Origin of the sequence: Pseudomonas saudiphocaensis (genome assembly GCF_000756775.1) — a bacterium.
In the GTDB taxonomy this organism is placed as follows: domain Bacteria; phylum Pseudomonadota; class Gammaproteobacteria; order Pseudomonadales; family Pseudomonadaceae; genus Stutzerimonas; species Stutzerimonas saudiphocaensis.
Map to the genome: position 1 here is coordinate 3,541,757 of NZ_CCSF01000001.1, position 12,547 is coordinate 3,554,303.

The following is a 12,547-nucleotide window of genomic DNA, read 5'->3' on the forward strand; positions in this document are numbered from 1 at the left end:
ACAAAACAAGAACCAGGGCGTCAAGCCCGTCCGCAGGAGACTCGTTATGAAATTGCAGAACAAAGTCGCGTTCGTGACCGGCGCCGCCCAGGGCATGGGCCTGGCCATCGCCCGCCGCTTCGTGGGAGAGGGCGCTCGGGTAGTGGCCGCCGACATAAACCTCGACAGCCTGCGTGAAGGCCTCGGCGAGCTGGGCGACAAGGTGGTGCCGGTGGTCTGCAACGTCGCTGACAGCGCCTCGGTGGCCGAAGCGGTGAAGCTTGCCGAAAAGCACTTCGGGCGCCTCGACATCCTGGTCAACAACGCCGGTGTCGGCGGCCTGGACAGCTTCCTCGACACCCCCGACGAGAGCTGGCAGCGCGTCATCGGTGTCAACCTCACCGGCGCCTTCTACTGTGCCCGTGAAAGCGCCCGGCTGATGGTCAAGGGCGGCGCTGGCGGCAGCATCATCAACCTGTCCAGCACCTCGGCGCTGACCGGCGAAGGCCCCAACCATTACTGCGCTTCGAAGGCCGGAATCATGGGGCTGACCCGAGGCATCGCCCGCGAGCTGGCCGGCCATGGCATCCGCGTCAACACCCTGGTGCCCGGCCCCACCGACACACCGATGATGGCTGGTATTCCCGACGACATGATGGCGGACCTGCTCAAGGCGGTGCCCCTCGGGCGCCTGTGCGGCACCGACGAAATCGCCCGCGTCGCGACCTTCCTGGCCAGCGAAGACGCCAGCTTCATCACCGGTCAGAACATCGCCGTAAATGGCGGCATGGCCTTCATCTAAGTCAGGAGAAGTAGCAATGACTCAACGTCTGCAAGGCAAGATTGCCTTCGTCACCGGCGCAAGCTCGGGTATCGGTGAAGCCACCGCCATTCGCTTTGCCCAGGAGGGCGCTTTGGTGGTGCTCTGCGGGCGCCGCGAGGAGGCGCTGGCCGTGGTACAGGAAAAAATTCTCAGCGCCGGCGGCCAGGCTGAAATCGCGGTGGCTGACGTCAGTCACGAGGCCGCTTATGTAGGGGCGATCGAAAGCACGGCCCAGCGCCATGGTCGCCTGGATATCCTGGTCAACAACGCCATGGCGTTCACCTGGGGCGCTGTGGACAACATGTCCACCGAGGATTGGCATGCCAACTTCAAGACCACGGTCGACGGCACCTTCTGGGGCACACGCACCGCGATGCGCCTGATGAAGGAGAAGGGTGGCGGCAGCATCGTCAATATCTCCTCGATCTGTGGCCAGTTCGGCACGGCCTGGATGAGCGGATACTCGGCGGCCAAGGCTGCGGTGAACAACTTCAGCCGGGCGGTGGCCAGTGAAGGCGCGCCCTATGGCGTGCGCTGCAATGTGGTCATCCCCGGGGTGGTCGATACCCCGGCCATGGCCGGCATGATGAGCGACGACAAGGCCCGCGGTAATACCGAAAAACTGATTCCCATGAAGCGCGTGGGTCAGCCGGTCGAGCTGGCCAACGCGATCCTGTTCCTGGCCAGCGACGAAGCGTCCTATGTCACCGGTGCCTGCCTGAACGTCGACGGTGGGCGCAGCTCCGACCTCTACACCGTGTTTGAGTGAGGTGCCCATGAGTGATCAGGATCTTTTGGCGCGTATCGACCGCCTGGAGTCCCTTGATGCGATTCGCCAGTTGGCCGGAAAGTACGCGCTGTCTCTGGACATGCGCGACCTTGACGCCATGGCCAACTGCTTCGCGCCGGACGTGCGTGTCGGTCGCGACAAGGTCGGCCGCGCGCATCTCAAGGCCTGGCTCGACGACACCATGCGCCTGCAGTTCCATGGCACCTCGCATCACCTGGGCCAGCACATCATCGAGTTCAGCGATGCGGACCACGCCACCGGCGTGGTGTATTCCAAGAACGAACATGAGACCGGCCCGGAGTGGGTGATCATGCAGATGCTCTACTGGGACGACTATGAGCGCATCGACGGGCGCTGGTGTTTCCGCCGCCGGTTGCCGTGCTACTGGTATGCCAGCGACCTGAACAAGCCGCCGATCGGTGGCTTGAAGATGCGTTGGCCGGGTCGCGAGCCCTACGCCGGTTCCTTCCATGAGCTGTTCCCGTCGTGGGATGCCTTCTGGGCCAAGCGTCCGAACAAGGACGAGCTGCCCGAGGTGGCCGAGCCTGCACCGCTGGAAGGCTTCCTGGCGACGATGCGCCGGGGTGCGGCGGACCCGAAAATCCGCGTGCGCTGACGTTACACCTCTTTGCCCACTCGCCCGCCACGGCGGTGGGCTTTTTTTGTTGCCGCCTGAGCATCGCCGAAGCCGCCTCCCGGCGTCGGCCTCATTGAGGATCGATCGATGAATCCATTGTTTCAGCCGCTGCGGCTGGGTGAGCTGCAACTTGCCAACCGTATCGTGATGGCTCCGATGACCCGCAGCCGCGCCGATTCCCGTGCCGTGCCCACTGCCGAGATGGTCGACTACTACCGGCAGCGCGCCGGTGCCGGGCTCATTGTCGCCGAGGGGGCCGCCCCTTCGGCCGAGGGCCTTGGCTACTGCAGGACGCCGGGCATCTTCAACTCCGAGCAGGTGGCCGCCTGGCGTGCAGTGACCGACGCCGTGCATGCCGAGGGCGGCCTGATCGTCCTGCAATTGATGCACGTCGGCCGTGCCGCCAGCCGCCACAACAAGCCGGTGGGGGCGCGTACCGTCGCACCCTCGGCCCTGCGCGCCAACACGCAGCTGTACAGCGACGCCGCGGGGATGGTCGATACCGATGAACCACATGCCTTGAGTACCCAGGAAGTGGCCGAGGTGGTACGTCAGTATCGCGACGCGGCGGTGCTGGCGCGGGAGGCCGGCTTCGACGGTGTCGAGCTGCATTGCACCAGCGGTTACCTACCCATGCAGTTCATGGCCAGTGGCAGCAACCGTCGCGAGGACCACTATGGCGGCTCGGTGGAAAACCGCGTGCGCTTCCCGGCCGAGGTACTAGCGGCCATGGCCGAGGCCATCGGCGCAGGTCGTGTCGGCTATCGGATGTGTCCGGGAAATCCCTACAACGACATCCAGGACGAGGATCCCGCCGGCACAGCGGTGGCACTGATGAAGGCCGTCACCCCACTGGAACTGGCCTACCTGCATATCATGCGCTCACCGGTCGCCGGCCTGGATGCCTTCGCACTGGCTCGCGAGCACGGCCAGACCGCGTTGATTCTCAATGATGGCTTTGATGGTCCCAGTGCCGCGGCGGCGATCGAGGCTGGTCAGGGCGAGGCGGTGTCCTTCGCCCGTCACTTCATCGGCAATCCCGATCTGCCTCAGCGCCTGCGCAACGGATGGCCGGTGACGGGTTTCGACCGCAAGACCCTCTACAGTGCGGGCCCGGCAGGCTATAGCGACTATCCGGCGTGGTCGGGTTGAGTTCAGTCCCTCGCGTGCTGCAGCGGTAAAAAAGCCCGCTTCGTTAAACGCGAAGCGGGCTTTTTGGTCGAGCATGCACAGGTCGAATCAGCGTACCCGCGGCTCGCGGGGCATGCCCAGGGCGCGCTCGGCGATAATGTTGCGCTGAATCTCGTTGCTGCCGCCGTAGAGGGTGTCCGAGCGGGTGAAGAGAAACAGCGATTGCAGCCGTGACAGCTGGTACGGCGCGCCTTCGAGCAGCTCCGCCTGCGGGCCGAGCACGTCCATAGCCAATTTGCCCAGGTCGCGGTGCCAGTTCGACCAGGCCAGCTTGTAGATCATCGCTTCGCCACGCAGACTGCCGTCCTGGGTGCCGGAGAGCATGCGCAGCGAGTTGTAGCGCAGCACTTTGAGCCCGGCCCAGGCCCGTGCCAGACGTTGGCGGATCAACGGATCGCGGTCGGCACCGGTATCCCGGGCGGCGCGGATGACCTCTTCGAGCTCGTTGCGAAACTGCATTTGCTGGCCGAGGGTTGACACACCGCGCTCGAAGCCCAGCAGGGTCATGGCCACCTTCCAGCCGTCGCCCGGCGCGCCGATGATGTTGTCCGCCGCGGTGCGGGCGTCGCTGAAGAACACCTCGTTGAACTCGCTGGTGCCGGTCAGTTGCTGGATTGGTTGCACCGCGATGCCGGGCTGCTCCATCGGCACCAGCAGGAAGGTCAGCCCCTGGTGGCCGACGCTGCCGGGCTCGGTGCGCGCCAGCACGAAGCACCACTGGGATTCATGGGCGAGAGAGGTCCAGACCTTCTGGCCATTGATGATCCACTCGCCGTTTTCCAGTTGAGCGCGGGTTTTGACGCCGGCGAGGTCCGAGCCGGCGCTGGGTTCCGAATAGCCCTGGCACCAGAACTCGCGTCCTTCGAGGATGCCAGGGAGAAACCGCTGGCGCTGCGCCTCGCTGCCCAGTGCCACCAGAGTCGGGCCGATCAGGCCTTCGCCGATGTGGCCCATGCGGCCGGGACCGCCGGCGCGGGCGTATTCTTCATGAAAGATCACCTGCTGCGAGATGGAAAGGCCGCGCCCGCCGAACTCGGTGGGCCAGCCGATGCCGATCCAGCCGCCCTTGGCCATCTCGCGTTCCCAGGCCTTTCTCTCCTCGGGGAACATGTGCTCGTCGCCGGGCCCGCCGCGAAAGCGCAGTTGCTCGAACTCGCCGCGTAGGTGCGTCGCGAGCCAGTCGGCGACCTGCTGGCGGAACGCTTCGTCTTCAGGGGTGAAGCCAATTTTCATGGGCGTGACTCCAGGATAAGGGCAGCGAGGCGCTCGCGGTGCCAGGCAGGGGTGCCCAGCAACTGTTCGCTGGCGCGGGCACGTTTGAAATACAGGTGGGGGTCGTATTCCCAGGTGAAACCGACGCCGCCGTGCAGCTGGATGGATTCGCCGGCGCAGAGCATGAAGGCTTCGCTGGCCTCGCTCTTGGCAATGGCGGCGGCTTCGCTCAGTTCTGCCTTGAGTTGCGGATCGCCGTCCGGCGCCAGCACCTGCTGGGCGATGCAGGCCGCGTAGTACGCGACCGAGCGGCTGTTCTCGATGTGCAGCATAAGGTCCGCGCAGCGATGCTTGATGGCCTGGAAGCTGGCGATCGGTCGGTTGAACTGCTGGCGCTCGCCGATATAGGCCAGGGTCAGGTCGAGGCAGCGCTGGGCGGCGCCGGTCTGCTCGCAGGCGAGGGCGATGGCGCCAATCTGCAGCGTTTTTTCCAGCAGGGCGGCGGCGTCCTGATCGAGCGTCAGGCTCTGCTCGGGCGCGACCGTCACGTTGGTGAGCCTGATTCGCGCCAGCCGGCGGGTCTGGTCAAGGGTCGGCAGGGCGCTGCGCTCGATACCGGCCTGGTTCGCTGGCACCGCGAACAGGGCAAGACGACCGTCCTCGTGTTCGGCGGTGAGGATCAGCAGGTCGGCGCTGGCGCCGTCGAGCACCGCGTCATATTCGCCATCCAGTCGCCAGCCTCCGGCGTCCGGGCGCGCGCTCGGCTGCCGGGACGCCCTCCAGCCGTTGCGCTCCTGGCCGAAGGCAAGGGTGGCAGTCAGGGTGCCGGCGGCCAGTTCGGGCAGCCAGGTTTCCCGTAGTGGCTCGCTGTCGCCCAGCAACAGTGCCGGCGTGGCCAGGCAGGCGCTGGACAGGAACGGGGCGCAGAGCAGGTGGCGGCCCATCTGCTCAAGAAGGATCGCCTGCTCGACGAAGCCCATGCCGACGCCGCCATAGGCTTCGGGGATCATCAATGCCGGCCAGTACAGCTCCTGGCCGATCTGTTGCCAGACCTGGGCGTCGTAGCCCAGCGCGCTCTCCATGGCGGTGCGAACGGCGGCAGAGTCCGACGCCTTGCCCAGAAAGCCGGCGGCGGTCTCCTGAATCATCAATTGCTCTTCGTTAAAGGCGAAGTCCATGACTGGCTCCTTGGAAAGTCTCAGGTGCGAGTCTCACTGGCATGGCCATGCGGCGAATCCTCAAAAAGGACTAGCCCGCCTCTTGCGCTCGGGTTGAGCGCCCGCCAACCGGCGCTGGTGCCTAGTCTCAACGGACGATGAAGCTTTCTTCGACGCTTCACAGAATGCGCTCAATCCACGATGAGCCTTCTTGCAGGAGCGCAGATATGATCGAAATCCGAGCATTGAGTTACTTGGTCGTCCAGGCGAGCAATCTCAACGATTGGCAGCGCTACGCCGAAGATGTGCTTGGCATGCAGGTCAGTGCCGCACCGGGCGGCGGGCTCTACGTGAAGATGGACGAGCGTCCGTTCCGCATGCTCATCGTCGAAGGCGCCGAGGCACGCTACTTCGCATCCGGTTGGGAGCTGGCCAGCGAGAAGGCCTTCGGCCGAGCGCTGCAGTTGCTCGAGGAAAAGGGCGTGGCCTACCAGCAGGGCGCTGCCGCCGAATGCAACCAGCGTGGCGTACAGGCGCTCGCGGTGGTCGTCGACCCCTCCGGCAACCGCCACGAACTGTCCTGGGGCTATCGCTCCGACTGTCAGCCTTTCGTCTCGCCCCAGGGCGTGCCGCGTTTCATTACCGGCGACATGGGGCTGGGACACACTGTACTGCCGGCACCGAATTTCGACGCCACCGTGGCCTTTGCCCGCGATGTATTGGGCTTCGAGGTTTCCGACATCTTTAACTTCCGTCCGGCGCCCGATGCGCCGCCGGTGCGCATCCATTTCCTGCACTGCGCCAATGCGCGCCACCACAGCCTGGCCCTGGCCGAGTACCCAGTGCCCAGCGGCTGCGTGCACGCCATGGTGGAAGTCGACTCGATGACCGAGGTGGGGCGTGCTCATGACCGTATGCAGGCCGCTGGCGTCGCGCTGTCGGCCACCCTCGGGCAGCACCTCAACGACCGCATGACCAGTTTCTACATGAAGACGCCGTCCGGCTTCGACCTCGAATACGGCTACGGCGGGCTGCAGGTCGACTGGGAGCAGCATTCGGCCTTCGAATTCACCCGTGTGAGCATCTGGGGCCACGACTTCTCGGTCGGGCGCCAGCAATAAGGAGTCGCCATGAACAAGCAAATGACAACCCGGGACGCAGTGGCCCTGCTCAAGGACGGCATGACTGTCGGCTTTGGTGGCTGGGGTCCGCGCCGCAAGCCGATGGCCGTGGTGCGAGAAATCCTTCGCTCGGACGTCAAGGGTCTCACCGTGGTCGGCTATGGCGGCCCGGAAATGGGCATGCTCTGTGCCGCCGGCAAGGTCAGGAAACTGATTTTCTGTTTCGCGACGCTGGATGCCATTCCGCTGGAGCCCTGGTTTCGTAAGTGCCGCCAGGTAGGGCAGATCAAGGAGCTGATGGAGCTGGACGAAGGCATGTACCAGTGGGGATTGCGTGCCGCCGGCATGCGCTTGCCGTTCCTGCCGACCCGCTGCGGCCTGGCCACGGATGTCACCCGCCTGAACCCTGAACTCAAGACCATCCGCTCGCCCTACGACGACGGTGAGGTGTTGCTGGCGATGCCGGCACTGAACCTGGATATCAGCTTCCTGCATGTCAATGAGGCCGACCGGCTGGGCAATACCCTGATCACTGGCAACGATCCCTATTTCGATCACCTGATGGCACGGGCCTCGGCGCAGTGCGTGGTCTCCTGCGAGCGCATCAGCGACCGGTTGGAGCTCTGTGCCGAGCAGGCGCGCTTCAACCTGTTCGAGCGCTACCTGGTGACAGGAGTGGTGCATGCGCCGTTCGGCGCACACCCGACCACCTGCGCACCGGAGTACGGGTGGGACATGACGCACCTCAAGCGCTACGCCGAATCGGCGGAAGGCGACGGCGGTTGGGCGGCCTACATGGACGAATTCATCCACGTCGGCGAAGCCGATTACCAGACCAAGAACGGCGGCCAAGACCGCCTGCGTACGCTGGCCCTGCCGGTGTTCTGAGGAGTTCGACATGAGCGTTGCAGAGAATTATTCACTTGCCGAACTGATGATCGTTGCCGCCAGCGAAGCCTGGCGTGACAACGGCGAACTCTTCGCCTCGGGTCTCGGTGTGCTGCCGAGGCTGGGCGCCAGCCTCGCCAAACTGACCCATACCCCCGAGCTGCTGATGACCGACAGCGAGTGCTTCCTCGTGGAAGAACCGATTCCGGTTGGGCCGCGCGGTGACTACGTGCCCAAGTATTCCGGCTATCTGGGTTTCGAGCGTGTGTTCGAAGCGGTATGGGGCGGTCGCCGCCACGCGATGATCGGCCCGACCCAGGTGGATCGCTTCGCCCAGACCAACCTCTCGGCCATCGGCGGCGATTACTACCAGCCGAAGATCGCCATGCTCGGCGTACGCGGTCTGCCGGGCAACAGCATCAACCACAAGAATTCCTTCCTGGTGCCCAACCACTCGACCCGCTCGCTGGTGGCGGAAGTGGACATGGTCTCCGGCGTCGGCTTCAACCCTGAGCGCTGGGAAGAGGGCATGAACGCCTCGTTCATGTCTGTCGGGATACTGCTGACCGACCTCTGCGTGATCGACTACAACGGGCCGAACCATGCGCCTCAGGTGCGTTCGCTGCACCCCGGTGTGAGCTTCGAGCAAGTGCAGGAAAACACCGGCTTCGAATTGCTCGCCGCGCCGGACATGGGCGTCACGCCAGCGCCCACTGAGGCCCAGCTGGAGATCATCCGGCGTCTGGATCCACACGACCTGCGCAGCAAGCAGCTCAAGGGCAATCCGCCCGGCATTCGTCAGGCCTGAATCGGGAGCCGCGTCAATGAGCGAATTTATCCAACGCGTGGACGCCAGCGAGTACGAGACCGACGAGCCGGTGCGCTACTTGGTGCGGGACGGCATTGCGTCGGTGACGATGAACCGACCCGGTTTCAACAATGCGCAGAACTCACAGATGACCTATGCGCTGGATGCCGCCTTCAAGCGGGCAGTCAGCGACGACGCGGTCAAGGTCATCGTCCTGCGCGGGGAGGGCAAGCATTTCTCCGCCGGACACGACATCGGCACGCCGGGCCGCGACATCAATAAGGAGTTCGAGCGCGCCCATCTGCTCTGGGATCACAGCAACAAGCCGGGCGGCGAGTTCCTCTACATGCGCGAACAGGAGGTCTACCTGGGCATGTGCCGGCGCTGGCGCGAGATGCCCAAACCGACCATCGCCATGGTGCAGGGCGCCTGCATCGCTGGCGGCCTGATGCTGGCCTGGGTCTGCGACCTGATCGTCGCCAGCGATGACGCCTTCTTTCAGGACCCGGTGGTGCGCATGGGCATTCCCGGCGTGGAGTACTTCGCCCATCCCTACGAGATGAACCCGCGCATCGCCAAGGAATTCCTCATGACCGGCGACCGCATGCCGGCCGGCCGCGCCTATGAAGTTGGTATGGTCAACCGCGTGGTGTCACGTGCCGACCTGGAAGCCGCGACCTACGAGCTGGCCGCCAAGGTGGCCAAGCAGCCGCGTATGGGGCTGGCGCTGACCAAGCAGGCGATCAATCACGTGGAAGATCTGGCCGGCAAGCGCACCGCCATGGATGCGGTGTTCGCCTGGCATCACTTCGCCCACACCCACAACGAGCTGCTGTCCGGCGACAAGCTGGGCGGCTATGACGCCAAGGCCATGGCCGCGGCGAACAAGAAGTCTGCAGGAGAAGCCGGATGAGCGCCTGGCTGCAAACCGAACTGACCCGCCGCCTGGGCTGCCGCTATCCGGTGGTGCAGACGGCCATGGGCTGGGTGGCTGATGCCAATCTGGTGATTGGCACCACCCGCGCCGGCGGCTTCGGCTTTCTCGCCGCCGCCACGCTGGATACGGCGCAGACCCGCAGCGAGATCGAGAAGATCATCGCCGCCACCGGCAGCCGCAATTTCGGCCTGAACTTCCACATGTTCCAGGAGAACGCCGCGGACTGCGTGGACATGGCCATCGACTTCGGCCTCAAGGCGGTCAGCTACGGCCGTGGTCCGGATGCCAAGACCGTGCAGCGCTTCAAGGACGCCGGGGTGCTGTGCATTCCCACTGTCGGTGCGGTTAAGCACGCGATCAAGGCGGTACAGATGGGCGCCGACCTGATCACCATCCAGGGTGGCGAGGGCGGTGGTCATACCGGTGGCGTGCCCAGCTCGATCCTGCTGCCGCAGGTGCTGGACGCGGTGAATGTGCCGGTGATTGCGGCCGGTGGCTTCTCCACCGGCCGCGGTCTGGCCTCGGCGCTGGCTGCCGGTGCCTGTGGCATCGCCATGGGCACACGCTTTTTGATGAGCCAGGAATCGCCGACCCCGGCCGCCACCCTGGAGCGCTATCTCAAGGTCAATGACCCGCAGCAGATTCGCGTGACCCTGGCGGTTGACGGCATGCGCCATCGCATGATCGAGAACGCCTTCATCAACCGCCTGGAAAAGGCCAGCGGCCTGGGCCGCCTGCTGATCGCCCTGCGCAGCGCCTGGAGCTGGAAGCAGCAGACCGGCATGAGCAGCGCGCACATGCTCTCGACCCTGCTCAAGGTACTCAAGGAAGAACCGGAGGCCCTGTCGCAAACCATCATGGCCGCCAACCAGCCGGTGCTGCTGCAGAAGTCCATGCAGGACGGTCAGCCGGACGAGGGCATCCTGCCCTCCGGCCAGGTGGCGGCGGCCATCGGCGAGCTGGCTAGCTGCGAAGCCATCATTTCCGAGATCGTCGCGCAGGCCGAGGCCTGCCTCGCCGAGCTTTATCAGCGCCACGTTCAGCCCCAGGCCGAATATGCAGGAGCCGCCCAATGAATACCGCCTTTAGTACCAGCCTCGACAACGGCGTGGCCGAACTGGTCATCAACAAGCCGCCGGTCAATGCCTTGGACAGCCACGAGTGGCAGGCCCTGGCCGATACCGTCAATGCCCTGGGCGCCGACCCGCAGACCCGCGTCATCGTCATCCGCGCCGAAGGCCGCGGCTTCTGTGCCGGCGTCGACATCAAGGAGCTGGACCAGCATCCGGAGCGGATCGTCAAGGTCAACCGTGGCAACTACGAGACCTTCAAGGCCGTGCACCGCTGCCCGGTGCCGGTGATCGTCGCGGTGCACGGTTTCGTCCTCGGCGGCGGCATCGGCATCACCGGCGCGGCCGACATCGTGGTCGCCTCCGAATGCGCCACCTTCGCCCTGCCGGAAGTGGACCGCGGCGCCATGGGTGGCGGCGCCCACCTGCAGCGCCTGTTTCCGGTGCAGAAGGTGCGTTACCTGTTCTTCACCGGCGACAAGATCGGCGCGCGCGAGGCCGAGCGTTACGGCTTCATCGAGCGCGTGGTGGCGCGCGAGCAACTGCGTGAAGCCGCGCTGGAAATCGCCGGCAAGATCGCCACCAAGAGCCCGGCGATGATTCGCATCGCCAAGGAAGCCCTCAACGGCATCGAAGACGGAAACCTGGAAGACAAGTACCGCTGGGAGCAGGGCTTCACCCTGCAGGCCTACAACGAGGCGGATTCGGCGGAAACCCGTCGCGCCTTCGTCGAAAAACGCGACGCGAAGTTCTGAGGCACGCCATGGATCTGATCTACACCCCCAAGCAAAAGGCCTTCCGCGCCGAAGTGCGTGCCTGGCTGGCAGCCAACCTGCCCAAGGAAAAGCTGGCCAGCTACGACACCCGTGAAGGTTTCGAGCAGCATCGGGCCTGGGAAGGCAAGCTGTTCGAGGCGCGCTATTCGATGGTCATGTGGCCCGAACATCTGGGCGGCCGCGGCTGCGACCTGATCGAATGGCTGATCTTCGAGGAAGAGTATTACGGTGCCGGCGCGCCCATGCGCGTCAACATCAATGGCCAGCTGCTGCTCGGCCCGACGCTGATGGAGTTCGGTACCGAGGAACAGAAGCGCGATTTCCTGCCGCGCACGGCCTCCAGCGAGATCATGTGGGCGCAGGCCTGGTCGGAGCCCAATGCCGGCTCGGACATGGCAGCGATCAGCTCCAAGGCGATCCGCGACGGCGACCACTATGTTCTGAATGGCCAGAAGACTTGGTCGACCCGGGCCAGCTTCGCCGACATGGCCTTTGGCCTATTCCGCAGCGATCCGGCGTCCAGCCGGCACCACGGTTTGAGTTTCCTGATGGTGCCGCTGGATGCTCCCGGCGTGACCATTCGCCCGATCAAGGCGCTCAACGGCAAGGACGCCTTCGCCGAAATCTTCTTCGACGACGTGCGCGTGCCGGTGGCCAACCGCATCGGCGACGAGGGCCAGGGCTGGCATGTGGCCATGGCCACCGCCGGTTTCGAGCGCGGTCTGCTGCTGCGCTCGCCGGCTCGTTTCCAGTCCACCGCCAAGCAGTTGGTCGAGCTGTATCGCGCCAACCGCGAGGTGGCCGACCGCGACCCGAGCATCCGTGACGCGGTGGCCCGCGCCTGGATGGGCGCTGAAGCCTATTGCCTGGGCGCTTATCACACCGTGGGCCGGCTGAGCCGCGGCGAAAAGATCGGCGCCGAGTCCAGCACCAACAAGCTCGTCTGGTCTGAGTTGGACCTGCTGATCAACGAAACCGCCATGCGCATCCTTGGCGCCCGTGGCGAGCTGCGCAGCGGTGCACCGCTGCTGGCTGCCAGCGAGGATGGCTGGCTGGAAGGCTTCCTCTTCGCCCAAGCCGGCCCGATCTACGCCGGTACCAACGAAATCCAGCGCAACATCATCGCCGAGCGGATGCTCGGTCTGCCGAAGTGAGGGG

Annotated in this window: 13 protein-coding genes; 11 read left to right on the forward strand and 2 right to left on the reverse strand. The window is 65.0% G+C overall.

Annotation, left to right across the window (positions count from 1 at the left end; all coding sequences use genetic code 11):
• Window positions 1–46 precede the first annotated feature (46 nt).
• The 4 genes from BN1079_RS16505 (at window position 47) to BN1079_RS16520 (ending at window position 3,381) form a co-directional block, all read left to right on the forward strand.
• Entirely contained in the window at window positions 47–781 is a 735-nt protein-coding gene (locus BN1079_RS16505; protein WP_037026313.1) for an SDR family NAD(P)-dependent oxidoreductase, read from the forward strand.
• 16 nt (window positions 782–797) lie between these two features.
• On the forward strand, window positions 798–1,571 hold the full coding sequence (locus BN1079_RS16510) for an SDR family NAD(P)-dependent oxidoreductase (protein ID WP_037026316.1): 774 nt from the start codon (window positions 798–800) through the stop codon (window positions 1,569–1,571).
• Window positions 1,572–1,578: 7 nt separating this feature from the next.
• Window positions 1,579–2,208: a nuclear transport factor 2 family protein gene (locus BN1079_RS16515; RefSeq protein ID WP_037026318.1), complete on the forward strand. Its 630-nt coding sequence runs from the start codon at window positions 1,579–1,581 to the stop codon at window positions 2,206–2,208.
• A gap of 108 nt (window positions 2,209–2,316) precedes the next feature.
• Window positions 2,317–3,381: an alkene reductase gene (locus BN1079_RS16520; protein ID WP_037026319.1), complete on the forward strand. Its 1,065-nt coding sequence runs from the start codon at window positions 2,317–2,319 to the stop codon at window positions 3,379–3,381.
• A gap of 87 nt (window positions 3,382–3,468) precedes the next feature.
• On the opposite strand, the gene BN1079_RS16525 is transcribed toward BN1079_RS16520, so the two are convergent.
• On the reverse strand, window positions 3,469–4,653 hold the full coding sequence (locus BN1079_RS16525; protein ID WP_037026321.1) for an acyl-CoA dehydrogenase family protein: 1,185 nt from the start codon (window positions 4,651–4,653) through the stop codon (window positions 3,469–3,471).
• Complete coding sequence (locus tag BN1079_RS16530; protein ID WP_037026323.1) at window positions 4,650–5,810, reverse strand: acyl-CoA dehydrogenase family protein; 1,161 nt, start codon at window positions 5,808–5,810, stop codon at window positions 4,650–4,652. The genes BN1079_RS16525 and BN1079_RS16530 overlap by 4 nt, the downstream gene beginning before the upstream one ends.
• 206 nt (window positions 5,811–6,016) lie before the next feature.
• Between BN1079_RS16530 and BN1079_RS16535 the strand changes: the two genes are divergently transcribed.
• From BN1079_RS16535 to BN1079_RS16565, 7 genes are read left to right on the forward strand one after another with little or no spacing between them, the layout of a single operon-like run.
• Window positions 6,017–6,910 carry a VOC family protein gene (locus BN1079_RS16535; RefSeq protein ID WP_037026324.1) on the forward strand — a complete coding sequence of 298 codons (894 nt, stop codon included), beginning with the start codon at window positions 6,017–6,019 and terminating at the stop codon, window positions 6,908–6,910.
• A gap of 9 nt (window positions 6,911–6,919) precedes the next feature.
• Complete coding sequence (locus BN1079_RS16540; RefSeq protein ID WP_037026326.1) at window positions 6,920–7,798, forward strand: CoA transferase subunit A; 879 nt, start codon at window positions 6,920–6,922, stop codon at window positions 7,796–7,798.
• 10 nt (window positions 7,799–7,808) lie between these two features.
• On the forward strand, window positions 7,809–8,606 hold the full coding sequence (locus tag BN1079_RS16545) for a CoA-transferase subunit beta (protein ID WP_037026328.1): 798 nt from the start codon (window positions 7,809–7,811) through the stop codon (window positions 8,604–8,606).
• 16 nt (window positions 8,607–8,622) lie between these two features.
• Entirely contained in the window at window positions 8,623–9,519 is an 897-nt protein-coding gene (locus BN1079_RS16550) for an enoyl-CoA hydratase (RefSeq protein WP_037026332.1), read from the forward strand.
• The gene (locus BN1079_RS16555; protein ID WP_037026335.1) at window positions 9,516–10,619 is read left to right on the forward strand and encodes an NAD(P)H-dependent flavin oxidoreductase; all 1,104 of its coding nucleotides are present in this window, start codon (window positions 9,516–9,518) and stop codon (window positions 10,617–10,619) included. The genes BN1079_RS16550 and BN1079_RS16555 overlap by 4 nt, the downstream gene beginning before the upstream one ends.
• Window positions 10,616–11,368 carry an enoyl-CoA hydratase family protein gene (locus tag BN1079_RS16560; protein ID WP_037026337.1) on the forward strand — a complete coding sequence of 251 codons (753 nt, stop codon included), beginning with the start codon at window positions 10,616–10,618 and terminating at the stop codon, window positions 11,366–11,368. The genes BN1079_RS16555 and BN1079_RS16560 overlap by 4 nt, the downstream gene beginning before the upstream one ends.
• Before the next feature lie 8 nt (window positions 11,369–11,376).
• Window positions 11,377–12,543 (forward strand): acyl-CoA dehydrogenase family protein, encoded by a 1,167-nt coding sequence (locus tag BN1079_RS16565; RefSeq protein WP_037026349.1) that lies wholly within the window; start codon window positions 11,377–11,379, stop codon window positions 12,541–12,543.
• The last annotated feature ends 4 nt before the right edge of the window (window positions 12,544–12,547 follow it).

Excerpts from the sequence above, each read along its gene's own strand:
- BN1079_RS16550 (WP_037026332.1), top strand. The coding sequence starts at position 8,623 with ATGAGCGAATTTATCCAACGCGTGGACGCCAGCGAGTACGAGACCGAC.
- BN1079_RS16525 (WP_037026321.1), bottom strand. The coding sequence starts at position 4,653 with ATGAAAATTGGCTTCACCCCTGAAGACGAAGCGTTCCGCCAGCAGGTC.
- BN1079_RS16505 (WP_037026313.1), top strand. The coding sequence starts at position 47 with ATGAAATTGCAGAACAAAGTCGCGTTCGTGACCGGCGCCGCCCAGGGC.
- BN1079_RS16560 (WP_037026337.1), top strand. The coding sequence starts at position 10,616 with ATGAATACCGCCTTTAGTACCAGCCTCGACAACGGCGTGGCCGAACTG.
- BN1079_RS16540 (WP_037026326.1), top strand. The coding sequence starts at position 6,920 with ATGAACAAGCAAATGACAACCCGGGACGCAGTGGCCCTGCTCAAGGAC.
- BN1079_RS16555 (WP_037026335.1), top strand. The coding sequence starts at position 9,516 with ATGAGCGCCTGGCTGCAAACCGAACTGACCCGCCGCCTGGGCTGCCGC.
- BN1079_RS16520 (WP_037026319.1), top strand. The coding sequence starts at position 2,317 with ATGAATCCATTGTTTCAGCCGCTGCGGCTGGGTGAGCTGCAACTTGCC.
- BN1079_RS16515 (WP_037026318.1), top strand. The coding sequence starts at position 1,579 with ATGAGTGATCAGGATCTTTTGGCGCGTATCGACCGCCTGGAGTCCCTT.
- BN1079_RS16530 (WP_037026323.1), bottom strand. The coding sequence starts at position 5,810 with ATGGACTTCGCCTTTAACGAAGAGCAATTGATGATTCAGGAGACCGCC.
- BN1079_RS16565 (WP_037026349.1), top strand. The coding sequence starts at position 11,377 with ATGGATCTGATCTACACCCCCAAGCAAAAGGCCTTCCGCGCCGAAGTG.
- BN1079_RS16535 (WP_037026324.1), top strand. The coding sequence starts at position 6,017 with ATGATCGAAATCCGAGCATTGAGTTACTTGGTCGTCCAGGCGAGCAAT.
- BN1079_RS16510 (WP_037026316.1), top strand. The coding sequence starts at position 798 with ATGACTCAACGTCTGCAAGGCAAGATTGCCTTCGTCACCGGCGCAAGC.
- BN1079_RS16545 (WP_037026328.1), top strand. The coding sequence starts at position 7,809 with ATGAGCGTTGCAGAGAATTATTCACTTGCCGAACTGATGATCGTTGCC.